Origin of the sequence: Citrobacter sp. Ce006 (genome assembly GCF_030336535.1) — a bacterium.
GTDB lineage: Bacteria > Pseudomonadota > Gammaproteobacteria > Enterobacterales > Enterobacteriaceae > Citrobacter > Citrobacter europaeus.
Genome location: NZ_JAOWDO010000071.1, coordinates 134,578 through 160,422, shown reverse-complemented (window position 1 = coordinate 160,422; position 25,845 = coordinate 134,578). Strand labels below are relative to the sequence as shown.

At 54.2% G+C, this 25,845-nt stretch carries 25 protein-coding genes; 12 read left to right on the top strand and 13 right to left on the bottom strand.

The features are described 5' to 3' along the window. Positions 1-109: 109 nt before the first annotated feature. The 5 genes from alaS to mltB all read right to left on the bottom strand — a co-directional run bounded on the left by alaS (position 110) and on the right by mltB (position 6,379). The gene (gene alaS, locus OGV94_RS13995; RefSeq protein WP_080626192.1) at positions 110-2,737 is read right to left on the bottom strand and encodes an alanine--tRNA ligase; all 2,628 of its coding nucleotides are present in this window, start codon (positions 2,735-2,737) and stop codon (positions 110-112) included. 128 nt (positions 2,738-2,865) lie between these two features. After that, positions 2,866-3,366, bottom strand: a complete 501-nt coding sequence (gene recX / locus OGV94_RS13990; protein WP_193145228.1) for a recombination regulator RecX — start codon at positions 3,364-3,366, stop codon at positions 2,866-2,868. 86 nt (positions 3,367-3,452) lie between these two features. Beyond that, positions 3,453-4,517: a recombinase RecA gene (gene recA, locus OGV94_RS13985; RefSeq protein WP_003037330.1), complete on the bottom strand. Its 1,065-nt coding sequence runs from the start codon at positions 4,515-4,517 to the stop codon at positions 3,453-3,455. A 92-nt stretch (positions 4,518-4,609) separates the two neighbouring features. Further along, entirely contained in the window at positions 4,610-5,107 is a 498-nt protein-coding gene (gene pncC / locus OGV94_RS13980) for a nicotinamide-nucleotide amidase (RefSeq protein WP_043017326.1), read from the bottom strand. 192 nt (positions 5,108-5,299) lie between these two features. After that, positions 5,300-6,379 (bottom strand): lytic murein transglycosylase B, encoded by a 1,080-nt coding sequence (gene mltB / locus OGV94_RS13975; protein ID WP_032947148.1) that lies wholly within the window; start codon positions 6,377-6,379, stop codon positions 5,300-5,302. A 264-nt stretch (positions 6,380-6,643) separates the two neighbouring features. Here mltB and srlA point away from each other — a divergent pair, with 264 nt between their 5' ends. The 7 genes from srlA (at position 6,644) to gutQ (ending at position 11,564) form a co-directional block, all read left to right on the top strand. Beyond that, entirely contained in the window at positions 6,644-7,207 is a 564-nt protein-coding gene (gene srlA, locus OGV94_RS13970; RefSeq protein WP_003825953.1) for a PTS glucitol/sorbitol transporter subunit IIC, read from the top strand. Continuing rightward, the gene (gene srlE, locus OGV94_RS13965) at positions 7,204-8,175 is read left to right on the top strand and encodes a PTS glucitol/sorbitol transporter subunit IIB (RefSeq protein ID WP_075145739.1); all 972 of its coding nucleotides are present in this window, start codon (positions 7,204-7,206) and stop codon (positions 8,173-8,175) included. The genes srlA and srlE overlap by 4 nt, the downstream gene beginning before the upstream one ends. Positions 8,176-8,188: 13 nt before the next feature. Further along, on the top strand, positions 8,189-8,551 hold the full coding sequence (gene srlB, locus OGV94_RS13960) for a PTS glucitol/sorbitol transporter subunit IIA (RefSeq protein ID WP_043017328.1): 363 nt from the start codon (positions 8,189-8,191) through the stop codon (positions 8,549-8,551). Positions 8,552-8,568: 17 nt separating this feature from the next. After that, entirely contained in the window at positions 8,569-9,348 is a 780-nt protein-coding gene (srlD, locus tag OGV94_RS13955) for a sorbitol-6-phosphate dehydrogenase (protein WP_003037345.1), read from the top strand. A 54-nt stretch (positions 9,349-9,402) separates the two neighbouring features. Beyond that, entirely contained in the window at positions 9,403-9,762 is a 360-nt protein-coding gene (gutM, locus tag OGV94_RS13950; protein ID WP_043017330.1) for a transcriptional regulator GutM, read from the top strand. A gap of 70 nt (positions 9,763-9,832) precedes the next feature. Next, positions 9,833-10,606: a glucitol operon DNA-binding transcriptional repressor SrlR gene (gene srlR / locus OGV94_RS13945; RefSeq protein ID WP_003037350.1), complete on the top strand. Its 774-nt coding sequence runs from the start codon at positions 9,833-9,835 to the stop codon at positions 10,604-10,606. Beyond that, complete coding sequence (gutQ, locus tag OGV94_RS13940; protein WP_038633059.1) at positions 10,599-11,564, top strand: arabinose-5-phosphate isomerase GutQ; 966 nt, start codon at positions 10,599-10,601, stop codon at positions 11,562-11,564. The genes srlR and gutQ overlap by 8 nt, the downstream gene beginning before the upstream one ends. Here gutQ and norR read toward each other — a convergent pair. Then, on the bottom strand, positions 11,561-13,081 hold the full coding sequence (gene norR / locus OGV94_RS13935; protein WP_075145737.1) for a nitric oxide reductase transcriptional regulator NorR: 1,521 nt from the start codon (positions 13,079-13,081) through the stop codon (positions 11,561-11,563). The two genes, gutQ and norR, sit on opposite strands and share 4 nt — an antisense overlap. A 191-nt stretch (positions 13,082-13,272) precedes the next feature. Here norR and norV point away from each other — a divergent pair, with 191 nt between their 5' ends. Together norV and norW are read left to right on the top strand one after the other, a co-directional pair. Beyond that, positions 13,273-14,721, top strand: coding sequence for an anaerobic nitric oxide reductase flavorubredoxin (gene norV, locus OGV94_RS13930; protein ID WP_075145736.1), 1,449 nt, complete (start codon positions 13,273-13,275; stop codon positions 14,719-14,721). Then, complete coding sequence (norW, locus tag OGV94_RS13925; protein ID WP_043017333.1) at positions 14,718-15,851, top strand: NADH:flavorubredoxin reductase NorW; 1,134 nt, start codon at positions 14,718-14,720, stop codon at positions 15,849-15,851. The genes norV and norW overlap by 4 nt, the downstream gene beginning before the upstream one ends. Positions 15,852-15,990: 139 nt before the next feature. Here norW and hypF read toward each other — a convergent pair whose 3' ends face one another. The 3 genes from hypF to OGV94_RS13910 form a co-directional block, all read right to left on the bottom strand. Then, a complete protein-coding gene (hypF, locus tag OGV94_RS13920) occupies positions 15,991-18,231 on the bottom strand; it encodes a carbamoyltransferase HypF (protein ID WP_286523591.1) in 2,241 nt (746 codons plus the stop codon). A gap of 95 nt (positions 18,232-18,326) precedes the next feature. Next, entirely contained in the window at positions 18,327-18,872 is a 546-nt protein-coding gene (gene hydN, locus OGV94_RS13915) for an electron transport protein HydN (protein WP_003037366.1), read from the bottom strand. A gap of 145 nt (positions 18,873-19,017) precedes the next feature. Beyond that, entirely contained in the window at positions 19,018-20,031 is a 1,014-nt protein-coding gene (locus OGV94_RS13910) for a LacI family DNA-binding transcriptional regulator (RefSeq protein WP_043017976.1), read from the bottom strand. A gap of 264 nt (positions 20,032-20,295) precedes the next feature. On the opposite strand from OGV94_RS13910, the gene ascF reads away from it, so the two are divergent. The 3 genes from ascF to OGV94_RS13895 all read left to right on the top strand — a co-directional run bounded on the left by ascF (position 20,296) and on the right by OGV94_RS13895 (position 23,609). Further along, a complete protein-coding gene (gene ascF / locus OGV94_RS13905; protein ID WP_200001188.1) occupies positions 20,296-21,750 on the top strand; it encodes a PTS cellobiose/arbutin/salicin transporter subunit IIBC in 1,455 nt (484 codons plus the stop codon). Positions 21,751-21,772: 22 nt separating this feature from the next. Continuing rightward, positions 21,773-23,197, top strand: a complete 1,425-nt coding sequence (locus OGV94_RS13900; RefSeq protein ID WP_043017977.1) for a 6-phospho-beta-glucosidase — start codon at positions 21,773-21,775, stop codon at positions 23,195-23,197. A gap of 172 nt (positions 23,198-23,369) precedes the next feature. After that, positions 23,370-23,609: a SymE family type I addiction module toxin gene (locus OGV94_RS13895; RefSeq protein WP_075145731.1), complete on the top strand. Its 240-nt coding sequence runs from the start codon at positions 23,370-23,372 to the stop codon at positions 23,607-23,609. Between the two features lie 55 nt (positions 23,610-23,664). On the opposite strand, the gene hycI is transcribed toward OGV94_RS13895, so the two are convergent. From hycI to hycF, 4 genes are read right to left on the bottom strand one after another with little or no spacing between them, the layout of a single operon-like run. After that, the gene (gene hycI / locus OGV94_RS13890) at positions 23,665-24,135 is read right to left on the bottom strand and encodes a hydrogenase maturation peptidase HycI (protein ID WP_043017337.1); all 471 of its coding nucleotides are present in this window, start codon (positions 24,133-24,135) and stop codon (positions 23,665-23,667) included. Next, a complete protein-coding gene (locus OGV94_RS13885; RefSeq protein ID WP_003037385.1) occupies positions 24,128-24,538 on the bottom strand; it encodes a formate hydrogenlyase maturation HycH family protein in 411 nt (136 codons plus the stop codon). Before OGV94_RS13885 ends, hycI begins: the two co-directional genes overlap by 8 nt. Beyond that, entirely contained in the window at positions 24,535-25,302 is a 768-nt protein-coding gene (hycG, locus tag OGV94_RS13880; protein WP_080626188.1) for a formate hydrogenlyase subunit HycG, read from the bottom strand. The genes OGV94_RS13885 and hycG overlap by 4 nt, the downstream gene beginning before the upstream one ends. After that, positions 25,302-25,844 (bottom strand): formate hydrogenlyase subunit HycF, encoded by a 543-nt coding sequence (hycF, locus tag OGV94_RS13875; RefSeq protein ID WP_016154185.1) that lies wholly within the window; start codon positions 25,842-25,844, stop codon positions 25,302-25,304. The genes hycG and hycF overlap by 1 nt, the downstream gene beginning before the upstream one ends. Between the last annotated feature and the right edge of the window lies 1 nt (position 25,845).

The window sequence follows — 25,845 nt, the reverse complement described above, 5'->3', positions numbered from 1 at the left end:
CCTAAGTTTAGCCGATATACACAACTTCAACCTGACTTTATCGTTGTCGATAGCGTTGATCCAACCGCTGCGGACTGAAGTCCGCAGCGTCGGCTTACGCTTATAATTATTACAGTTTTGCGCTGACCCAGCCTTTCACACTGGCTAACGCTGCAGGCAGAGCCGCTGCATCCGTACCACCGGCTTGCGCCATGTCCGGACGACCGCCACCCTTACCGCCTACCTGCTGAGCGACCATGCCAACCAGTTCCCCTGCTTTCACGCGATCTGTCACGTCCTTAGACACACCCGCAATCAGAGAAACCTTACCTTCCACTACCGTTGCCAGAACGATAACGGTAGACCCCAGTTGATTTTTCAGATCATCAACCATGGTACGCAACATTTTCGGCTCAACGTCCGCGAGTTCGCTGACCAGCAGCTTCACGCCGTTGATATCAACTGCTTTGCTGGAAAGATTTGCACTCTCCTGCGCCGCAGCCTGTTCCTTCAATTGCTGCAATTCTTTTTCAAGTTGACGCGTACGCTCCAGTACGGAACGAACTTTGTCACCGATATTCTGGCTATCGCCTTTCAGCAGCTGCGCAATATCGCTTAAGCGATCGCTCTCAGCATGCACGGTTTGGATAGCGCCTTCACCGGTTACGGCTTCGATACGACGAACGCCCGCCGCGGTGCCTGACTCGGACACTATGCGGAACAGACCGATATCCCCCGTACGGCTGGCGTGAGTACCGCCACACAGTTCGGTAGAGAAATCCCCCATGCTCAGAACACGCACGTGATCGTCATATTTCTCACCAAACAGCGCCATTGCGCCTTTGGCTTTCGCCGCTTCGAGATCCATGATGTTCGTTTCAATCGGCAGGTTGCGACGAATTTGCGCATTCACCAGATCTTCAACGGCACGGATTTCATCAGGCTTCATAGCTTCGGTATGAGAGAAGTCGAAGCGCAGCACTTTATCGTTAACCAACGAGCCTTTCTGCGCTACATGCGTACCGAGTACCTGGCGCAGCGCCGCGTGCATCAGGTGCGTTGCGGAGTGGTTCAGGCGAATACGCGCACGACGTGCATCATCAACATCGGCCTGTACTGCATCGCCAATTTTCAGAGAACCCGTAGACAGCTTGCCGATGTGACCAATGGCCTGGCCATATTTCTGTGTGTCGCTGACCGCAAAGCTAAAGCCCGCGCCTTTCAGTTCACCCTTGTCGCCAACCTGACCGCCAGATTCCGCATAGAACGGCGTCTGATCCAGAACGACAACTGCGTCCTGACCTGCGTTAATTGCGTCTACTGCTTTACCATCAACAAACAGCGCGGTCACTTTGCCGTTCAGTTCCAGGTGTTCGTAGCCTTTAAATTCAGAGGCGCCATCAACGCGAATCATCGCATTGTAGTCTGCGCCGAAGCCGCTGGCTTCACGCGCACGACGGCGCTGTTCTTCCATTGCAGCTTCAAAACCGGCTTCATCAACCTTAATGTTGCGCTCACGGCAAACGTCTGCCGTCAGGTCAACCGGGAAACCGTAGGTGTCATACAGACGGAATGCGGTTTCGCCATCCAGCGTATCGCCGGACAGTTTTGCCAGTTCTTCATCCAGCAGCGCCAGACCACGCTCCAGAGTACGTGCAAACTGCTCTTCTTCGGTTTTCAGAACCTGCTCAACCATAGCCTGCTGACGCTTCAGTTCTTCACCTGCTGAGCCCATGACTTCCACCAGCGGACCAACCAGCTTGTAGAAGAAGGTATCCTTCGCGCCCAGCATATTGCCATGACGTACCGCGCGACGAATGATACGGCGCAGCACATAGCCACGGTTTTCATTCGACGGAACAACGCCATCGGCAATCAGGAATGCGCAGGAACGGATATGGTCGGCGATAACGCGCAGCGACTTGTTGCTCAAATCGGTCGCGCCAGTAACTTTTGCCACGGATTCGATCAGTGAGCGGAACAGGTCGATTTCATAGTTGGAGTTAACGTGTTGCAGCACTGCCGCAATACGCTCCAGACCCATACCGGTATCCACGGACGGTTTCGGCAGCGGTTCCATGGTGCCGTCAGCCTGACGGTTGAACTGCATGAAGACAATGTTCCAGATCTCAATGTAGCGATCGCCATCTTCTTCTGCGCTTCCCGGAGGGCCACCCCAGATGTGGTCGCCATGGTCGTAGAAAATTTCGGTGCACGGGCCGCAAGGACCGGTATCACCCATCTGCCAGAAGTTGTCGGAAGCATAAGCCGCGCCTTTGTTATCACCGATGCGGATGATACGTTCGCGTGGAATACCGACTTCTTTCTCCCAGATTTCATAGGCTTCATCGTCAGTTTCATAGACGGTGACCCACAGACGCTCTTTTGGCAGGGCAAACCAGTTTTCACCGGTCAACAGCTCCCACGCGTATTGAATGGCGTCGTGTTTGAAGTAATCGCCGAAGCTGAAGTTGCCCAGCATTTCGAAGAAAGTGTGGTGACGTGCAGTGTAACCGACGTTTTCCAGGTCGTTGTGCTTACCGCCCGCACGTACGCAACGCTGCGAGGTGGTTGCGCGGGAATAATTACGCTTGTCGAGGCCAAGGAAAACATCCTTGAACTGGTTCATCCCGGCGTTGGTAAACAACAAAGTAGGGTCATTGTTCGGTACCAGGGAGCTGCTGGCAACTACCTGATGTCCTTTACTATGGAAAAAATCGAGAAACGCCTGACGGATCTCAGCGGTGCTCTTGCTCATAATTATCCTGAAGAAATCAAGCTAACGAAATGTCATTACCAGCATCGGCACGTAAACTGCGCCTCTGGCAATCGAAAAGTGGGAATAAGATAAGTTTTCTTTACTGGGAAGTAAAATCCCGTATGCGCTCAATCGTCAAAATTTCGCCATATTGCCTGAATATCTTCCATCAGATAGCCACGATAGAGCAAAAAACGCTGGACCTTTACCTTATCTGAAAAATCTACAGGTAAAGGTTCTCCGTATTTCCGAATGGCCTGATCGCGCGCAAGAACTGCCCAGTCAATTTCGCATTCGCGCATGGCCCGCTCGATAGCCTCACGCGTGATCCCCTTTTGGTTTAGTTCCTGACGTACGCGCGCAGGTCCATAGCCCTTACGGCTACGGCTGGCGATAAACTGCTGAACGAAGCGGCCATCATCCAGATAACGACTTTCAATACACCAGGCGATGACCTTGTCGTAATCCTCTGGCGTAGCATCAATGTCTTCCGGTCCATTTTTCCCCATCACTGGAGCGGCCAGCTTGCGCCGCAGTTCCTGCTCGCTGTGATCGCGCATTGCCAGAATACGTACGGCGCGGTCAAGAAGTCGTGAATAAGCCGAACGGCGAGAAGTTGCTTCTGTCATAGTGAGCCTTCAGAAATGAAAAAGGGCTGCATGATATGCAGCCCTTTACTATATGCGATTCAAAACATGCGATTCAAAACAGATTATCAGAAATCTTCGTTCGTTTCTTTTACGTCTTCACCGCTGTCATCAACGGAGAAATCAGGCGTTGAATCCTGGTTGTTGAGCAGTAACTCACGTAACTTCTTCTCAATTTCTTTCGCAGTTGCCGGGTTTTCTTTCAGCCAGTTGGTCGCATTCGCTTTACCCTGACCGATTTTCTCACCGTTGTAGCTGTACCATGCACCTGCTTTTTCAATCAGCTTCTCTTTCACGCCCAGGTCAACCAGTTCGCCGTAGAAGTTAATACCTTCACCGTAAAGAATCTGGAATTCAGCCTGTTTGAACGGCGCTGCAATTTTGTTTTTCACGACCTTAACACGGGTTTCGCTACCAACCACGTTGTCGCCTTCTTTCACCGCGCCAATACGACGGATATCCAGGCGGACAGAAGCATAGAACTTAAGGGCGTTACCACCGGTGGTGGTTTCCGGGTTACCGAACATCACGCCAATCTTCATACGGATCTGGTTGATGAAAATCAGCAGCGTGTTGGACTGCTTAAGGTTACCGGCCAGCTTACGCATTGCCTGGCTCATCATACGTGCCGCAAGGCCCATGTGAGAGTCACCAATCTCGCCTTCGATTTCTGCCTTCGGCGTCAATGCGGCAACAGAGTCGACAACGATAACGTCAACCGCGCCGGAGCGCGCCAGCGCATCACAGATTTCCAGCGCTTGCTCACCGGTATCCGGCTGAGAACACAGCAGGTTGTCGATATCAACGCCAAGTTTGCGCGCATAGACAGGATCCAGCGCATGTTCCGCATCGATGAACGCACAGGTTTTACCTTCGCGCTGTGCGGCGGCAATAACCTGCAGGGTCAGCGTCGTTTTACCGGAGGATTCAGGCCCGTAGATTTCGACGATACGGCCCATTGGCAGACCGCCCGCGCCCAGTGCGATATCCAGAGAAAGCGAACCGGTGGAGATGGTTTCCACATCCATGGAACGGTCTTCACCCAGGCGCATGATGGAGCCTTTACCGAATTGCTTTTCGATCTGACCCAGCGCTGCCGCCAACGCTTTCTGTTTGTTTTCGTCGATAGCCATTAATTACTCCTGTCATGCCGCTTTCGGGTTAAACCGCGAAACGTGATAGATAATGTTCTGTTGAGGCAATTATACTGTATGCTCATACAGTATCAAGTATTTTGTAGAAATTGTTGCCACAGGGTTTGTAACGCGTAGGCGGTCGCCTGTCGACGTACCGCGTCGCGATCGCCGCTGAAGCATTCCCGGCGGGTAATCCCCTCGCCGCTCACGCTGGCAAAAGCGAACCATACCGTCCCCACGGGCTTTTCTTCACTGCCACCATCCGGCCCCGCAATACCGCTTATCGAAACAGCGAAATGCGCGCGGGCGGCTTTTAGCGCGCCAATCGCCATCTCCACCACGACAGGCTCGCTCACCGCGCCATGCTGGGCCAGCGTCTCTTCGCGCACGCCAATCATCTGCGCTTTAGCTTCATTGCTGTAGGTCACAAACCCACGCTCAAACCAGGCGGAGCTGCCGGCAATATCCGTAATCACTTTGGCTACCCAGCCGCCAGTGCAGGATTCCGCCGTTGTTACGGTTGCACCGCGCGCCTTCAGCGCCAGGCCAACCTTCTCGCTTAACTGCATCAGTTCACTGTCAGTCATTTCAGCCTCTGTCAGTTAAAAAAATATGCCGGACAAGATAGCACTTTCATAACCAATGTGGGGATGGAGAGAACGATTTACGAGGAGGATTCCAAAAATTGCTCCGTGGCATAAATAAGACCTGCCGGATGGCGATACCAGGGCGTCTTATCCGGCCTACAAGAGATATCTTCCGGTAGGCCGGTGGAGCGATTACTGCACGCGCGCCAGTGCGACAGCCTGACCCAATTGCCACACGGCCATCGCGTAGTGGGTACTGTGATTGTAGCGGGTGATGGTGTAGAAGTTCGGCAGTCCATACCAGTACTGATAACCAGTACCGATATCCAGGCGCAACAGGCTGGCCTGCTGATGATTCCCCAACGACTGCTGCGGCGTCAGGCCCGCGGCGGCAAGCTGAGATATGCTGTACTGGGTTTTAAAGCCGTTCGCCAGCCCAGGCGCCTGACCATTGGCCGGAACCGCAACCGTATCGCCTTTCACCCAGCCGTGACCTTTGAAATAGTTTGCCACGCTACCGATAGCATCAACCGGATCCCACAGGTTAATGTGGCCATCGCCATTAAAATCAACGGCATATTGTTTATAGGAAGATGGCATAAACTGGCCATAGCCCATCGCCCCGGCGAAAGAACCTTTCAAATCAAGCGGATCGTCGCTTTCATCTCGCGCCATCAGCAGGAAGGTTTCCAGTTCACCAGAGAAATATTCTGCACGACGAGGATAGTTAAACGACAACGTCGCCAACGCATCCAGAATCCGCGTTTTACCCATCACGCGGCCCCAGCGAGTCTCTACGCCAATAATGCCAACGATAATTTCCGGCGGTACCCCATAGACCTGCCAGGCACGGTTAAGGGCATCTTCATATTGGTTCCAGAAGGCCACGCCGTTTTGCACATTATCCGGCGTGATGAACTGTTTACGATACCGCAACCATGCGCCGTTAGGCCCGGCTGGCGGTTGAGTCGTCGGTGCCTGGCGGTCCATCAATCGCAATACCGAGTCCAGACGCTTGGCCTGCGACAGGATCTCTTGCAACTGCTGGCGGTCAAAGCCGTGCTTGTTCACCATTTTCTCGATGAACTGCTGCGCGTTCGGATTATTGGCAAAATCGCCGCCCGTTTGCATGACATTATGCTGTGGCTCAAGCAGGAAACCGCCGGAAGGCGTACCCGTAGTCGTTTGAGTCTCTGAAGGTTTAGGTTTGCTGCTACAAGCAGCAAGCAATACGAAAAGGGGAAGTAACGCTACATAACGACGCTTGAACATGAGACATCCATTAAACAAATTCAGCCTGGGAGAAGTATGGTAAAGCATCCTCCTCCATACAAGGAAGTAGTAGTCACTCTCCTTCATAGAATTTCCCCCCTCTTGCCCCCCCGACCGGCACATTTGCGATCCCTTACGCACAATCTTTCAAATTAAAATATTTATCTTTCATTTTGAGATCAAAATAACACTTTTAAATCTTTCGATCTGATTAAAATTAGTTACCGTTTGGCAAGATAATTAAAAACCCTACAGGAGAGAATAATGATCGACACCATCACACTCGGTGCTGAGTGGTTTATCGGGTTGTTCCAGAAAGGCGGAGAGGTCTTTACCGGCATGGTAACCGGTATTCTGCCCCTGCTGATCAGTCTGCTGGTCATCATGAATGCGCTAATTAACTTTATCGGTCAGCAGCGCATTGAACGTTTTGCCCAGCGCTGCGCCGGAAACCCGCTGTCCCGCTATCTGCTGCTGCCATGCATCGGCACATTTGTGTTTTGTAACCCAATGACGCTGAGCCTGGGCCGCTTTATGCCAGAAAAGTACAAGCCCAGCTACTACGCCGCCGCCTCATACAGTTGCCATTCCATGAACGGCTTATTCCCACACATCAACCCTGGTGAACTGTTCGTCTATCTGGGGATCGCCAGCGGACTGACCACGCTGGGTCTTCCGCTCGGCCCGCTGGCGGTGAGCTATTTGCTGGTCGGTCTGGTGACCAACTTCTTCCGCGGCTGGGTGACTGATTTCACCACCGCCATCTTTGAGAAAAAAATGGGCATTCAACTTGAGCAGAAAGTGCATCTGGCGGGAGCAACATCATGACACGTATTCGTATTGAAAAAGGCACCGGCGGCTGGGGCGGCCCGCTTGAACTGGATGCCGAACCGGGCAAGAAAATTGTCTATATCACCGCCGGGACTCGCCCCGCAATAGTCGACAGGATAGCAAGTCTGACCGGTTGGCAGGCCGTTGATGGCTTCAAAGAAGGCGAGCCGCCGGAAAACGAAATTGGCGTGGCGATCATCGACTGCGGCGGCACGCTGCGCTGCGGGATCTATCCCAAACGTCGTATACCGACGGTGAATATTCACGCTACAGGTAAATCAGGCCCACTGGCCCAGTACATTATCGAAGACATCTATGTCTCTGGCGTAAAAGAAGAAAATATTACCATTGTCGGTGAAGCATCCGCTGCGACAACGCCTGCAAGCAGCACGATTGGTCGCGAGTACGACGCCAGCAAGAAAATTACGGAACAAAGCGACGGTCTGCTGGCAAAAGTTGGGATGGGAATGGGTTCAGCAGTTGCGGTTCTGTTTCAGGCCGGACGCGACACTATCGATACCGTTCTGAAAACCATTCTGCCATTTATGGCGTTCGTCTCGGCGCTGATCGGCATCATCATGGCTTCTGGTCTGGGGGACTGGATTGCCCATGGACTCGCACCACTGGCCAGCCATCCGCTGGGACTGGTCACTCTGGCGCTGATCTGTTCTTTCCCGCTGCTGTCACCTTTTCTCGGCCCCGGCGCGGTTATCGCCCAGGTTATCGGCGTTCTGATCGGCGTACAGATTGGTTTGGGGAACATCCCTCCACATCTGGCGCTACCTGCCCTGTTCGCCATTAACGCCCAGGCTGCATGCGATTTTATTCCTGTCGGGTTGTCGCTGGCCGAAGCGCGTCAGGACACGGTCCGCGTCGGCGTGCCATCTGTTCTGGTGAGCCGTTTTCTGACCGGCGCGCCTACCGTTCTCATCGCCTGGTTTGTTTCCGGCTTTATTTACCAATAAGAGGCACTCAAAAATGACCGTGATTTATCAAACCACCATCACCCGCATCGGACAGAGTGCCCCGGATGCGCTCTGCGACCAGATGCTGATTACCTTTCGTGAAGGTGCCCCTGCGGATATCGAGGAGTTTTGCTTCATCCATTGCCACGGAGAACTAAGCGGCTCATTGCAAGCAGGGATCCAATTTGTGCTGGGTCAGCATCACTACCCGGTCACGGCCGTTGGCAGCGTGGCGGAACAAAACTTACGTGAACTGGGCCATATCACCCTGCGTTTTGACGGACTGAGTGAAGCGGAATTCCCTGGCACCGTACACGTTGCGGGTCCTGTACCAGACGGTATAGCGCCGGGCTGTATTTTGAAGTTTGTTGCTTAAGATTGAAGGAGATAAAGATGAATCAGGTTGCCGTTGTCATTGGTGGAGGCCAGACCCTGGGGGCATTCCTTTGCCGTGGGCTTGCGACAGAAGGATACCGCGTCGCGGTAGTGGATATTCAAAGCGATAAAGCCGCCAACGTCGCGCAGGAAATTAACGCCGAGTTTGGCGAAGGCACCGCCTACGGTTTTGGCGCAGATGCCACCAGCGAGCAGAGCGTGCTGGCGTTATCGCGCGGAGTGGATGAAATATTTGGCCGCGTCGATCTGCTGGTTTACAGCGCGGGTATCGCTAAAGCCGCGTTTATCAGCGACTTTCAGCTTGGGGATTTCGACCGCTCGCTGCAAGTGAATCTGGTTGGCTACTTCCTCTGCGCACGTGAATTCTCACGCCTGATGATCCGCGATGGCGTTCAGGGGCGCATTATCCAGATCAACTCCAAATCAGGGAAAGTGGGCAGTAAACACAACTCAGGTTATAGCGCGGCAAAATTTGGCGGCGTGGGCCTAACCCAGTCGCTGGCGCTGGATCTGGCGGAATACGGGATTACCGTGCATTCGTTGATGCTCGGTAATCTGCTGAAATCACCGATGTTTCAGTCGTTATTGCCGCAATATGCGACCAAGCTTGGCCTTAAGCCAGACGAAGTTGAGCAGTATTACATTGATAAGGTTCCGCTCAAGCGCGGCTGCGATTATCAGGACGTGTTGAATATGCTGCTGTTTTACGCCAGCCCGAAAGCCTCTTACTGCACAGGGCAGTCCATCAACGTCACCGGCGGTCAGGTGATGTTTTAATGTTGAATTGCCGGATGGCGACTGCGCTTATCCGGCAAAATCAAAGGAGTACATATGGTTTCCGCACTGATTACCGTCGCCGCTATCGCCTGGTGTTTGCAACTGGCGCTTGGCGGCTGGCAAATATCCCGCTTTAACCGGGCGTTTGATAAACTCTGCCAACGGGGTCGGGTTGGCGTCGGTCGTTCCGGCGGACGGTTTAAACCACGCGTGGTAGTCGCCATCGCGCTGGATGAGCGGCAACGGGTTACCGATACGTTGTTTATGAAAGGTCTTACGGTATTCGCCAGACCCGGCAAAATTGCCACAATAATGGGCAAACATCTTGATGATTTACAGCCTGATGTGATCTTTCCCCATGATCCGTTAGCGCAGAATGCACTATCATTGGCGCTTAAACTGAAACATGGGTAATTTCGTTGTGAATGCTAATAGCTTGCGAAATTATCATTTTGCAACCTATTAAGTCAGGGTAATCACGCCTATGAAACCTCGTCAGCGTCAGGCTGCCATACTGGAGCATCTGCAAAAGCAGGGAAAATGCTCGGTTGAAGAACTGGCCCACTACTTTGACACGACCGGAACGACCATTCGCAAAGACCTGGTCATTCTGGAAAATGCCGGAACCGTCATTCGTACCTATGGCGGCGTAGTATTAAATAAAGACGAATCCGACCCGCCAATCGATCATAAAACGCTAATCAATACGCATAAAAAAGAGCAGATTGCCGAAGCCGCCGTCCGTTTTATACACGATGGCGACTCTATTATTCTGGATGCGGGTAGCACCGTATTGCAGATGGTGCCGATGCTCACACGCTTTAGCAACATCACCGTCATGACCAACAGTCTGCACATTGTTAACGCCCTTTCGGAGCTGGACAACGAGCAAACCATCCTGATGCCCGGCGGGACCTTTCGCAAAAAATCTGCGTCATTTCACGGTCAGCTGGCAGAAAACGCCTTTGAGCAGTTCAGCTTTGATAAACTCTTCATGGGAACCGACGGCATTGACCTCAATGCCGGCGTGACCACCTTTAATGAGGTGTTTAGCGTCAGTAAAGCGATGTGTAATGCTGCTCGTGAAGTGATTCTGATGGCTGACTCGTCAAAATTCGGGCGCAAAAGCCCCAATGTTGTGTGCAGTCTGGAAAGCGTCGACAAGCTGATTACCGATGCGGGTATCGACCCTGCGTTTCGTCAGGCGCTGGAAGCAAAAGGGATTGAAGTAATCATAACCGGAGAAACCAATGAGTGATGCACTACTGAACGCGGGCCGCCAGACGTTAATGCTGGAACTACAGGAAGCCAGCCGACTGCCTGAGCGGCTGGGCGATGATTTTGTCCGTGCCGCCAATACTATCATCCACTGCGAAGGCAAAGTGATCGTCTCCGGGATTGGAAAATCCGGCCATATTGGCAAAAAAATCGCAGCGACCCTCGCCAGTACCGGCACGCCCGCCTTTTTTGTGCATCCGGCGGAAGCGCTGCACGGTGACTTAGGGATGATTGAAAGCCGCGATGTCATGCTATTTATCTCCTACTCTGGCGGCGCAAAAGAGCTGGATCTCATCATCCCACGCCTGGAAGACAAATCCGTCGCCCTGCTGGCAATGACCGGAAAACCGACCTCACCGCTGGGTCTGGCCGCCAAAGCCGTGCTGGATATTTCCGTTGAGCGCGAAGCCTGTCCGATGCGTCTGGCACCAACGTCCAGCACCGTGAACACTTTAATGATGGGTGACGCACTGGCAATCGCCGTAATGCAGGCGCGCGGCTTTAACGAGGAAGATTTTGCCCGCTCGCATCCGGCAGGTGCGCTGGGCGCTCGTCTGTTAAATAAAGTGCATCATCTGATGCGCCGTGACGATGCCATTCCGCAGGTGACGCTTACCACCAGCGTCATGGACGCGATGCTGGAACTCAGCCGCACGGGTCTTGGCCTGGTGGCGGTCTGCGACGACGCGTCACTGGTGAAAGGGGTCTTTACCGACGGCGACCTGCGCCGCTGGCTGGTTGGCGGCGGAGCGCTCACCACTCAGGTTAGCGAAGCAATGACCCATAATGGCATTACGCTGCAGGCGCAGAGCCGCGCGATTGATGCCAAAGAGATCCTGATGAAGCGCAAAATCACTGCCGCACCGGTGGTAGATGAAAACGGTAAACTCACCGGTGCTATCAACCTGCAGGATTTCTATCAGGCCGGTATTATCTAATCCTTCAGCCCCAGACGTTTCGCCAGCCGGTGCAGGTTGGCGACGTCTGTTTCCAGCGCTCGCGCACTTGCCGCCCAACTATGGTTATTTTGCGCCAGTGCCCGACGGATCATTTCCCGCTGGAAAGACTCTGTTGCCTCACGCAGGCTGTGATGCTGTGGGATCTCCGCAACAACTTCTGCCGCCTGCGGAGCCGGACCTTCATCCAGCAGGGCAAAATGCTGCGCCTCCAGTACCACTTCATCCCCTGCCCTGGTCGCCCTTGCCAGAACCACCGCCCGGTGAATGGCATGTTCCAGCTCGCGCACGTTTCCAGGCCAGCCATAATTCAGCAGATGGCTACGCGCGCCGGGGCTTAACACTACGCGGGAAAGCCCCAGCCGCAGCCGACATTGCTCGCAAAAATAGCCGGCCAGCAGCACCACATCTTCGCCGCGTTCGCGAAGAGGCGGTACGGAAAGGGGAAAGACGCTCAGACGGTGGAACAGATCCGCACGGAAATTCCCGGCCAGCACCTCTTCGCGTAAGTCACGGTTCGTCGCCGCCAGCACCCGCACATCCACGCGCAGACTGCGATCGTCACCCACACGCTGAATATCACCGTACTGCAATACGCGCAGCAGCTTAGCCTGTAGTGCTAACGAGAGTTCGCCAATCTCATCAAGAAACAGCGTCCCATTGTCGGCCATTTCAAACTTACCGCTACGATTGCTGATAGCCCCGGTAAACGCGCCTTTTACGTGCCCAAACAGCTCACTTTCGGCTACGGTTTCCGGCAACGCCGCGCAGTTCAGATACACCAGCGGGTTTACCGCGCGCGGCGAACCTTCATGGATAGCTTTAGCCACCAGCTCCTTCCCGGTCCCCGTTTCGCCGCTAATCAGTACGTTGAGATCGGACCCTGCCACAATCTCAATCTCTTTTTTCAGCTGCATCATATTGGGCGACAGACCAATCATCTGCGTTTCAGTCACCTGCTCGAAAGCCGTTGATGAGCCTGGCAGCATATTCTGGCTTTCCAGTTGTTCAATCAGCAGCGCATTGCTCAGCGCGCCCGCCGCCAGCGCGGCAATCAGTCTAAGCTCTTCATCGCTGAAAACATCGAACTGATCGGGCTCCATGCCATCCAGGGTTAACGCGCCAATCAGATTTTGACCGGCGAACAGCGGTAAGCCAATGCAGGCGTGTACCTTCAGGCTTTCCTGCCCCGGAATCAGCCCATCGTAAGGGTCTGGCAAATCGCTGTCGGCAGGGAAACGAACCACGTCCCCGGCGCGGGCAATCGCCTCCAGACGCGGATGCCCCTCCAGGGTAAAGCGTCTGCCGAGAACATCCTGCGCCAGCCCATCGATCGCCAGCGGAATAAACTGTCGGGACTCATAGCGCAGCAATGCCGACGCGTCGCACTCCAGCACCTGGCGCAAGGTGGTTATCAGGCGTTGAAAACGGTCCTGATGTCCAATACCGCTTTGTAATTCAATGGCGATGCCCGCCAGCACGTCTACGGAAAAGCTCATGACTACCTCATTGTCATTTTGACAATTCATATTGTCATATTGACAATAAAATGAATAGTCATTTTGACTACCACCTAATAAGCATCAAACAATAAAACCTTTAAAATCAATAAAATAAAAAGTTGGCACACAACCTGCAATAAGCAAAACATCTTTTTTAGAAAAACGCTGAATTAATTACTGAGGTTGCTATGTCTATTCTGGTTAAAAATAACATTCATTGGGTTGGCCAACGTGACTGGGAAGTTCGTGATTTCCACGGGACTGAATACAAAACGCTGCGCGGTAGCAGCTACAACAGCTATCTCATCCGTGAAGAAAAAAATGTCCTGATCGATACAGTAGACCACAAATTTAGCCGTGAATTCGTGCAGAACCTGCGCAGTGAAATTGACCTCGCGGATATCGACTACATCATCATTAACCACGCGGAAGAAGACCATGCCGGGGCGCTGACCGAGCTAATGTCCTGCATCCCGGATACGCCGATTTACTGCACAGCCAACGCCATTGACTCCATCAACGGGCACCACCATCACCCGGAGTGGAATTTCAACGTGGTGAAAACCGGTGATTCACTGGACATTGGTAACGGCAAACAGCTGATCTTCGTTGAAACGCCGATGCTGCACTGGCCTGACAGCATGATGACCTACATGACCGGCGACGCGGTGCTGTTCAGTAACGACGCCTTCGGTCAGCACTACTGCGACGAACGTCTGTTTAACGACGAAGTTGACCAGACCGAACTGTTCGAACAGTGCCAGCGTTACTACGCCAATATCCTGACGCCGTTCAGCCGTCTGGTTACACCGAAAATCACTGAGATCCTCGGCTTCAACCTGCCGGTCGATATGATTGCCACTTCTCACGGCGTGGTATGGCGCGACAACCCAACGCAAATCGTTGAGATGTACCTGAAATGGGCGGCGGATTACCAGGAAGACCGGATCACCATTTTCTACGACACCATGTCCAACAATACCCGCATGATGGCGGACGCCATTGCCCAGGGCATCAACGAAGTTGACCCGAACGTGGCGGTGAAAATCTTTAACGTCGCCCGTAGCGATAAAAACGAAGTTCTGACTAACGTCTTCCGCTCTAAAGGCGTACTGGTCGGTACTTCGACGATGAACAACGTGATGATGCCGAAAATCGCGGGTCTCGTGGAAGAGATGACCGGCCTGCGTTTTCGTAACAAACGCGCCAGCGCTTTTGGCTCACACGGCTGGAGCGGCGGAGCGGTAGACCGTTTATCCACGCGCCTGCAGGATGCAGGTTTCGAGATGTCGCTGAGCCTCAAAGCCAAATGGCGTCCGGACCTGGATGCGTTGGAACTGTGCCGCCAGCACGGCCGTGAAATTGCTCGTCAGTGGGCGCTTGCTCCACTGCCGGAAACAACCGTGAAAGCAGCATCCAAAGAAGAAGAGTGCGCCTGCGCAGCAGCCGCAGCAGCCGATCTCGGTCCATGCATGCAATGCAGCGTGTGCCAGTGGATTTACGACCCGGCAAAAGGTGAACCGCTGCAGGATGTTGCGCCGGGAACGCCGTGGAGCGACGTGCCTGACAACTTCCTGTGCCCGGAATGTTCATTAGGTAAAGACGTCTTCGACGTACTGGCAACGGAGGCAAAATGAGCCGCGGAATTGTCATTATTGGTTCGGGCTTCGCTGCCCGCCAGTTAGTCAAAAATATCCGTAAGCAGGATGCAAATGTCCCGCTGACCCTGATTGCTGCGGACAGCATGGATGAGTACAACAAGCCCGATCTAAGCCATGTTATCAGTCAGTCGCAGCGTGCAGACGACCTCACCCGCCAGTCGGCGGGAGAGTTTGCCGAACAGTTTAATTTACGCCTGTTCCCGCACACCTGGGTAACCGACATCGACGCTGATGCTCACGTAGTGAAAAGCCAGGATCATCAGTGGCAGTACGACAAGCTGGTACTGGCGACGGGCGCTTCAGCCTTTGTACCGCCCGTTACCGGACGTGAGTTAATGCTCACGTTGAACAGTCAACAAGAGTACCGCGCCTGTGAAACTCAGCTGCGCGACGCACAGCGGGTACTGATTGTCGGCGGCGGCTTGATTGGCAGCGAACTGGCGATGGATTTCTGTCGTGCCGGTAAAGCGGTGACGCTTATCGACAACGCCGCCAGCATTCTGGCTTCGCTGATGCCGCCGGAAGTCAGCAGTCGCTTACAGCATCGTCTGACCGATATGGGTGTACATCTGCTGCTGAAATCGCAGCTTCAGGGGCTGGAGAAAACGGCGTCGGGTATTCTCGCCACGCTCGATCGTAGCCGCAGCGTAGAGGTCGATGCGGTGATCGCCGCAACCGGTCTGCGCCCGGAAACTGCATTGGCACGCCGCGCCGGATTGAACATCAACCGTGGCGTCTGCGTCGACAGCTACCTGCAAACCAGCCATCCGGATATTTACGCACTCGGCGACTGTGCGGAAATTAACGGTCAGGTACTTCCGTTCCTGCAACCGATTCAACTGAGCGCCATGTATCTGGCGAAAAACCTGCTCGGCGGCAATACGCCGTTGAAGCTGCCAGCCATGCTGGTAAAAGTCAAAACGCCGGAACTGCCATTGCATTTGGCTGGGGAAACCCAGCGCCGCGATTTGAACTGGCAAATTGCCGCCGAAACGCAGGGGATGGTCGCCAGAGGGATGAACGACGAAGGTCAGTTGTGCGCGTTCGTCGTCAGTGAAGACCGCATGAAAGAGGCCTTTGCGTTGCTGAAAACGTTGCCCGTGTAAATCGTGATGCCGGATGGCGGCTTTGCTTTATCCGGCTACGCTGCTACTGGTTTATTAACCTCACGCACATGGATGTGCGTTGCCATTTGTCGGTATGCCCCGACATGTTTTTCTTGCCCCGCCAGTCCCGGGGCTTTTTTTATTTTTGTGCCAACGCTCGCGCCGCGGCAATCACGCCTTGCCCCAACGACAACCCACCGTCGCCCGCCGGTAAACGCTGGGGAAACAGTAAAGTAAAATCATGCAGATAAATAGCCAGACGGGCTGACAATAAACGGTTATGCATCACGCCGCCGCCAAATACTAACGTCTTGATTCCGCGCGCTTCGGCCTGCTCTTGCATCAGAGTAGCAAACCCACGCGCCAGCGCGTCGTGAAACGCCCACGCTCTTTCCGCTGGTTTGGCCTGCCAGTTCAGCCATTGCTGCCAAAAAACCGCTAAGTCCAGTTCATTGCCATCAAGCGGCACCGTAACAGGGTGATCAACATCATCACACTGCGATGCCAGCGCCTCCAGCGCGCAGGCCGCTTCTCCTTCATAACTCAACGAGTCCGGCGCACATTGCAGCGCAGCGGCAACGGCGTCAAACAACCGTCCGCACGATGACGCCAGCGGAGCGTTGATCCCCCGTTCAATAGCGCGCGCCAGCACATTCCAGTTTTGATGCTGCAGCGCAGATGTTTCCGGATAACGCTGCCAGTCAGGAACAAAACGCAGGCACTGCGCGAGCAGGTTACGCCACGGCTGTTTTGCCGCCAGATCGCCGCCCGCCAGCGCTACCGCAGGTAGGCCGCCAAGGTGTTCGCATTCACGATAGTTGACCCGCAAACACTCTCCCCCCCACAGCGCGCCGTTTTCCCCCATGCCGATACCGTCTAACGTCAGAGCAATCACGTCGCCACCGTCGAGCGGCCAGCCGTGCTCGGCAAGACACGCAGCGGCATGCGCATGGTGATGCAGCGCCGTTTCAACTGGCAGCTCCATTTCGCTGGCCCACTGGCTGGAAACATAGCCAGGGTGTGCATCGTGCACAATACGCTGCGGCGTAAAGTCATAAATGCTCTGGATCAGGCGCAGCGCATCACGCCACTGCTGCTGAATGCCGTCATCGCTGAGATCGCCCAAATGCTGGCTGATAACCGCCTGTTCGCCACGCATCAGACAGAAAGTATTTTTCAGATCCGCGCCTAAGCACAGCATCGGCGGCACATCGCGAAATCCTGGCGGCAGTGCTACCGCATCCGGTACGTAACCCCGGGAACGACGCAGCATTTCCCCACTTTCACGCACCACCGAGTCATCCATCCGCTGCACAATTTCGCGGTTATGCAGCAGGAAACCGTCAGCAATGTCGCGTAAATCTTCCAGCGCCTGCGCGTTGGTAATGGCCGGCGGCCTGCCGCTGAGATTGCCGGAGGTCATCACCAGTGGGCAATTCATCTCTTGTAAAAGTAAATGCTGTAACGGATTCGCGGGCAGCATGACGCCAACTTCCGTTAACCCTGGCGCAATTCCTTCGCTCAATGCCGCGACATAGCGCTTCTGTACCAGCACGATCGGCGCGGCAGGGGTAGTCAGCAAACGACGAGCGGGTTCAGGTAGCCCGTCATCACCTGGCAGCATTACCGCCAGAGGTTTTGCCGGACGGCGTTTGCGCAACCTGAGCAACGCTATGGCATCATCATTTCGCGCATCACACACCAGATGAAACCCGCCAATGCCTTTAACGGCCACAATACCGCCTGCTTTCAGCCGCGATACCGCCGCCTGCAGCGCCTCTTCTTTCTCCGCCCGCTCATCCGCGCTGAACCACTCAAGATGAGGGCCGCAGGCCGGACAGGCAACGGGCTGGGCATGGAAGCGACGATCATACGGGTCGCGATACTCTTTATCGCATTGCGCACAGAGTGGGAACGACGCCATCACGGTGAACGGCCGGTCATAGGGCATGGCGCGGATAATCGTAAAACGTGGACCACAGTGGGTGCAGTTGATAAAGGGGTATCGGTAGCGACGTTCGCCGGGGGTGTTCATTTCAACAAGGCATTCGGGACAGGTCGCGGCGTCAGGAACGATTTGCGTATTCATCGTACCGCCAGCGCTTTGACGAATCGAGAAATCGGCAGGCTGCTGCGTCCAGGCGAATGGTTCGCTCTCTACGCTGTCAATACGCGCCAGCGGTGGGCAGTGTTGATGCAACTGTGCAATAAACTCCGCCGGATCTTCCTGCACACGCACAACCACACCGTCACCGTCGTTACACACATCGCCATGCAGTTGTAACCGCTGCGCCAGTTGCCAGACGTAGGGGCGAAATCCGACACCCTGTACCTTACCGCGAATACGCAGTTGTACGCCGGAGTGGTTGTTTATTGTCATTAAGTAGTCCCGCAGTCATCTATCCCCGTAGGCCGGATAAGGCAAAGCCGCCATCCGGCATAAGTACTACCGTATTTTACGCGGATTTTCAGATATCAGAACAGCAAAGATGCGGTGGAATCCAGCGCCGCGCGACGGCGTTTTTCCGCGCTCAATTGCTCAAGCTTATTGCGATCCACATAAATCAGCGCGTGAGTCGGGCAGACTTCCATACAGGCAGGGCCGGCCTCACGGTGGTGGCACAGATCGCACTTATTGGCTTCTGCTTTTTCTGCACGGACGTTCAGACCCGCGCCGCTGTTACGCACAACCGGGCGCACAACCACTTCCATTGCGCCATAAGGGCACGCCACAACGCAGGTTTTACACCCAATGCAGCGTTCCTGCATCACGTGGACAAAGCCTTTATCACGGCTGATAGCACCGTTCGGGCAGACGTTAGCGCACGGCGCGTCTTCGCACTGGCGGCACAGCGTCGCCGTGGAGACATTAACGCCTTTGATGACGTGAATGCGGGGTAAAAAAGTTTCAGGGGTCAGCGATGCGCAGTCCTGGTTATCCTGATGGGATACCACGCAGGCCACTTCACAGGTACGGCAACCAATGCATTTATTGGCGTCTGCAATGATGAAACGGTTCATCAATTTCTCCAGCAATGACAGAATATCTGCCGAAGCATTCACAAATCGTGCCAGATTTTAATTGACTGTTATTAAAGGTTTTTTATTCTGACGAATGCAGGAAAGGCGTGTCATCGTCACTAGTGACGATGACAAATGACAGCCGTCAGCGCAAGACAAGCGGCGCAACAGAGTCGCGTTGGATGAGTTCGCCGGTGAAGGTTTTTGGCGGCGTAAATGCCCCGTCATCCAGCATAAAGATCAGACGTCCAATCGTTTCCTGAATCATTTCCGTCACCGGTATTTTGACGCTGGAAAGCGCCGGAATAGTGTATGGCGCGAGGGCGATATCATCGAAGCCAATCACCGACACCTGTGCAGGAACGCGCACGCCATGCACGTGCAACTGCTTCATCGCGCCGATCGCCATATCGTCATTACTGGCCACCAGCGCGGTGAATTTGACCTTGCGCGAAAGTAAAGTATCCACACCCGCTGCGCCGCAGGCTGGCGTCCATTTCCCGTTAACAATCAGATCATTGTTTAGCGGGATACCATGATGCGCCAGCGCGTCTTTATAACCTGAAAGTCGCTCCACGCCGGTAGGGGAATCCATTGAGCCGGTAATAAATCCAATCTCTTTATGCCCGGCGGCAATGAGCTGAGTAACGGCGTTGAAGCTGGTTTGCTTTTGATCGCACCACACACTGTGGCTACTGTTTTTCCGCAGGCGTCGATTAAGCACCATAATCGGCTGGCTGTGGGCGTCGATGATATCGTCTATCTCATCCACGCTGAGAAAACGCGGATAGATCATAATCGCGTCACAGCGCAGGTCGAGCAGGTACTGGATTGCCTGACGCTCTTCCTCAGCGCTGTGTTTACCGTCAGCCAGTAACAGCTGGCGTCCTTTATCTTCCGCCATCCGCGCGGTATGAAACAGCAGCTCGCTGAAATAGACGCCGTGATAAAGGGTATTTGTTACCACCAGACCCAGCGTCTGCGTGGTTTTCGCTGCGAGACTGCGGGCCAGCAAGTTTGGGCGGTAACCACTCTCTTCAATGGCCTGAAACACGCGGTCTTTGGTCTCCTGGCTGACATAGCCGTTTCCGGAAAGCACCCGGGAAACGGTCGCTTTCGACACCCCGGCACGCTTCGCCACCTCCAGCATCGTGGTCATATTACTCATCCCTATTCTCTCAATGTGACGCAGTGTACTGCACCGTTTCGCCGCTGTCCTTGCTGCTAAATCGCAGACGCTGACATCTGGTGATCGGAGTCACAATTACAAAAAGTGATCAAAATTAAATCTTGCTCATTATTCATAATTTAAACATGATTTTGTGGAACCGGTTTCCTATCTGTGTTTCATTCACTCAGAAAAGCGACCAACGTAAACGGATAAAACATAACGTACTCTACTGATAAAACAGGATTAAATCCGATGTCCAAGAATTATGCAGCGCTGGCGCGCTCCGTTGTGACGGCTCTGGGAGGCGTCGACAACATCACAGCAGTGACCCACTGCATGACCCGTTTGCGTTTCGTTATCAAAGATGACTCGCAGGTCGATAGCGCGACACTGAAAACGCTTCCTGGCGTGCTGGGCGTGGTGCGTAACGATAACCAGTGCCAGGTGATTATCGGCAACACCGTTTCGCAGGCGTATCGTGAAGTGGTCAGCCTGTTGCCTGCCAACATGCAACCTGCTGAGCCGCAAACCAAACCCCGACTGACGCTGAAGCGGATTGGCGCGGGGATCCTCGACGCGCTGATCGGCACCATGTCTCCGTTGATCCCGGCAATTATCGGCGGATCAATGCTCAAGCTGCTGGCGATGGTTCTGGAAATGACCGGCGTGCTGGTGAAAGGTTCGTCCACACTCACCATTCTGACCGTTATCGGCGACGGCGCATTTTTCTTCCTGCCGCTGATGGTCGCCGCTTCTGCAGCCATCAAATTCAAAACCAACATGTCGCTGGCTATCGCCATCGCAGGGGTACTGGTGCATCCCAGCTTTATCGACCTGATGGCGAAGGCCGCGCAGGGTGAACACGTTGAGTTCGCCCTGATCCCGGTGACGGCGGTGAAGTATACCTATACGGTGATCCCGGCACTGGTCATGACCTGGTGTCTGTCTTACATCGAACGCTGGGTCGATCGCATCACTCCGGCGGTGACCAAAAACTTCCTGAAACCGATGCTGATCGTACTGATCGCCGCCCCACTCGCCATCGTCATCATTGGCCCGGTAGGCATCTGGATCGGGAGTGCGATTTCCGCGCTGGTGTATACCATTCACGGCTATCTCGGCTGGCTGTCGGTAGCCATTATGGGCGCGCTGTGGCCGCTGCTGGTAATGACCGGTATGCACCGCGTCTTTACGCCAACCATCATTCAGACTATTGCCGAGACCGGAAAAGAAGGCATGGTGATGCCGTCTGAAATCGGCGCCAACTTGTCGTTAGGCGGTTCATCGCTGGCAGTAGCATGGAAAACTAAAAACCCGGAGTTGCGTCAGACGGCGTTAGCGGCAGCTGCCTCAGCCATTATGGCGGGTATTTCCGAACCTGCGCTGTATGGCGTGGCGATCCGCCTGAAACGTCCGCTGATTGCGAGCCTTATCAGCGGCTTTATCTGCGGCGCCGTTGCCGGAATGGCCGGACTGGCAAGCCACTCCATGGCGGCTCCGGGCCTGTTCACCAGCGTACAGTTTTTCGATCCGGCCAATCCGATGACCATCGTCTGGGTATTTGGCGTGATGGCGCTGGCAGTAGTGCTTTCCTTTGTATTAACACTGATTCTCGGCTTTGAAGATATTCCTGTCGAAGATGCAGCCGCGCAGGCCAGAAAAAATCAGGCCGCACAACCGGGCAATATCAATGGAGCCAGCATTTGACTGGTATCAACTGAGGTTAATTATGTCTGTTTTTCCGCAAGGATTTTTATGGGGCGGCGCACTGGCCGCCAACCAGTCTGAAGGGGCATACCGGGAAGGCGGCAAAGGGCTGACCACCGTCGATATGATCCCTCACGGCGCACACCGGATGCCCGTCAAACTGGGTCAGGAAAAGCGCTTTACGCTTCAGGATGACGAATTTTATCCCAGCCATCAGGCGATCGACTTTTATCATCGCTATAAAGAAGATATCGCGCTGATGGCGGAAATGGGGTTTACGGTTTTTCGTACTTCCATTGCCTGGAGCCGTCTCTACCCTAACGGCGATGAACTGACGCCGAATGAAGAGGGCATCGCGTTTTACCAGAGCGTGTTTGCCGAGTGTAAAAAATACGGAATTGAGCCGTTGGTCACGCTGTGCCATTTCGATGTGCCAATGCATCTGGTCACCGAGTACGGCTCCTGGCGTAACCGCAAAATGGTGGAGTTCTTTACCCGCTACGCCCGTACCTGCTTCGAGGCGTTCGACGGTCTGGTGAAGTACTGGCTGACCTTCAACGAAATCAACATTATGCTGCACAGTCCCTTTTCTGGCGCCGGGCTGGTATTTGAAGAAGGTGAAAATCAGGATCAGGTTAAATACCAGGCCGCGCACCACGAACTAATAGCCAGCGCCCTGGCGACTAAAATTGCCCATGAAATTAATCCGCAAAACCAGGTCGGTTGTATGCTGGCTGGCGGCAATTTTTATCCTTACTCCTGTAAACCGGAAGATGTATGGACCGCGCTGGAAAAAGACCGCGAAAACCTGTTCTTTATTGATGTGCAGGCGCGCGGGGCTTACCCCGCTTACTCTGCCCGTGTGTTTCGCGAAAAAGGCGTGGTGATAGAAAAAGCCCCGGAAGATGACGACATCCTGAAAAACACCGTCGATTTTGTCTCGTTTAGCTACTACGCATCGCGCTGTGCCTCTGCTGAAATGAACACCGGCAATACCAGCGCCGCCAACGTGGTGAAATCGCTGCGTAATCCATATATTGCCACCAGCGAATGGGGCTGGGGCATCGATCCGCTCGGTCTGCGCATTACCATGAACATGATGTATGACCGCTACCAGAAACCGCTGTTTCTGGTGGAAAACGGGCTGGGGGCGAAAGATGAAATCGATGCTAACGGCGAGATCAATGACGACTATCGCATCAGCTATTTACGCGAGCACATTCGCGCCATGGCAGACGCTATTGAGGATGGCGTGCCGCTGATGGGTTACACCACCTGGGGCTGTATTGATCTGGTTTCTGCCTCAACCGGTGAGATGAGCAAACGCTACGGTTTTGTGTATGTGGACCGCGATGACGCGGGTAACGGCACGCTGGCGCGCACCCGCAAGAAATCATTCTGGTGGTACAAAAAAGTGATCGCCAGCAACGGTACCGATCTGGCCTGACGGGCCTGCCGGAGGGGTCTACAGCCCTCCGGCAGAAGTACGTATTTTCATTTCATTTATTGCATTCAAAATGTGGAATCATCCTTCCAGTTTCAGGTTTGCTCGCGCCCTTTTTTACTGGCATTTTATTCAGTAGTTTTTATTCCTGGCCGTTCACCACAAGGAAACGTGTATGACTGATAAAAATGGCAAAATAGCAGTGGCTATCACCAAACCCGTACGTCGTTTGAAAGTCGGCTATGTAAGAAAACGCCATGAAGATCCCAAAACGGGTTTCACGCGACGAATCAGTCGGCACGCTTCACTCACGCTGAACGGTGACTGGCTGGAACAAGCTGGGTTTCCTACCGGTACGGCAGTAAAAGTGTCAGTGATGCAGGGGAAATTAATTATTGAGCAGGCCATTGAGTGACGAGGATACGCAGGGAAACAGGCCGGATGTCGCTCACATCCGGCACTGATACGGTTTACTCTTCCGGCGCTTCCAGCTCGGAGAATCCGCCGTGTCCTTCCCAGCCAGCTAATCGCTGATAGACGGTATCAACCGCATCTTTAATCGGTTGTGTCATCGGGTAGTAAAAACCGACAATATCTGGCTGAATGCCAAGGAAAATTACCTCGCCTACATCGTCTTTCAGTTGATCGACCAGGTAGTTCAGCGGCATGTTGTGGGTGGTCATCATGAACATCTCAGCAATATCATCAGGATCGATAATACGGATTTCACCGGGGTTTAGCCCCATGTCGGTGGCATCCACGATCAACAGACGCTGCGGGCGCAGTTCACGGATGGCGACGATGTCGTTCTCCGGCGCGCTACCGCCGTCGATGACAACCCATTGACCTTGAGGGTTTGCGGCACACATTTCGGCCAGCAGCGGACCCGCGCCGTCATCGCCCATCATGCTGTTACCTACACATAATAAAACGTCAGTCACGGTGTCTCCTCACCATCAGATAGATAGCGCTTTCCTGGTGGATATCGTGCAGCATGCTGAGCATCAGCTTGCTCCACTCCTGCTGCTGCGGGGTCTGCACGGCACGCGCATCATCGAACGCGCGCGCCAGCATTTGCACATGGTTGAAATCGATGACTATCTCACCATACTTCGGCACGCCTTCCATTTTCCGGCGAGCTTCACTGCCTTCGGCAAGCGTAGCAATCCACGCCAGATATTCATCCCACGGACAGGTTAACGCCGCTTCCAGGCAATCGATGATCCCAAGGTGGTGACCAATCGCCAGGCTGTAATAGACAACCTGCTGCGCCTCAGCGGGCGTTGCATCGTTCTCATCAATAAACTTACGGCTCAGTTGACTGAACACCACCGTTTCACTCATCGGATACGCGCCTCTTCGACAACATGATTAAGATGCGTGACGATCTCGGTCAGACGCGGATCGTTTTCCGCTTCCAGCCAGCGCGCCACCTGATGCTCGCCCTGCCCTAACTGCGTCAAATAGTCATCAGCAATCTGGCGGCCATAGCGGTATCCCGCCAGACGACGTGCTTCGCGGTCCACCTTCACACGCAGCGGCTGAACCATATCCGGATGCAGAATTTCCGCCGGCTGTTCGTCCAGTTCACCCGGCGCACGCGCGTGAATTTTTTGTTCCAGCAGTCCCAGCGCCATGGCAAAGCCGTACAGCGTTGCCGCAGGCGTCGGCGGGCAACCTGGAATATACACGTCCACCGGTACGATTTTGTCCGTGCCGCCCCATACGCAGTATAAGTCGTGGAAGATACCGCCGCTGTTACCGCAGGCACCGTAAGAGATACAAATTTTCGGATCCGGCGCTGACTGCCAGGCGCGCAACGCCGGAGAGCGCATGGCACGCGTTACCGCGCCGGTAAACAGCAGAATATCCGCATGGCGCGGCGACGGTACCACTTTGATACCAAAACGTTCGGCATCAAACAGCGGAGAAAGCGTGGCGAAAATTTCGATTTCACAGCCGTTGCAGCCGCCGCAGTCCACACGGTAAACGTAAGCTGAACGCTTGATGCTTTTAAGCAGCGACGCTTTCATGCTGGCAATGGATTCATCCACCGTCATCGGCACTGGAATACCGTTGGCGTCACGTGGGCCTAATAAATTGCTCATCAGCTGGCCTCTTTCATATGGCGAGTCAGTTCAATACGGTCAGACGGCACCAGACATTTCTGGCGCTTACAATCCGGGCAGGTCTCAAAGCTTTCGCGGTGGTTTTCCGCACGGCTGTCACCGTTGTGCTTCAGCAGCGCAATGGCGTAGTCGATCTCTTTTTGTACCGCAAACGGGCGGTTACATACGCGGCAATTACACAGCGCAAAGCGGGACTGCTGCAGGAAATCCTCTTTCTTCCACACCGCCAGTTCATACTCCTGCGACAGTTTGATTGCCGCCGTCGGACAGACTTCTTCGCAGCGGGCGCAGAAGATGCAGCGACCAAGGTTGAACTGCCACGCCAGCTCATGGGTAACCAGATCGGTTTCTACCGTCAGCGCGTTCGACGGGCATGCATTCACACAGGCCGCGCAGCCAATGCACTGCTGCGGATTATGTTCCGGTTTGCCACGGAAGTTTTTATCGACCGCAATCGGCTCCAGCGGATACGACGACGTCGGCGCCCCGGTTTTGATGACTTTTTTGATAAAGGTAAACATG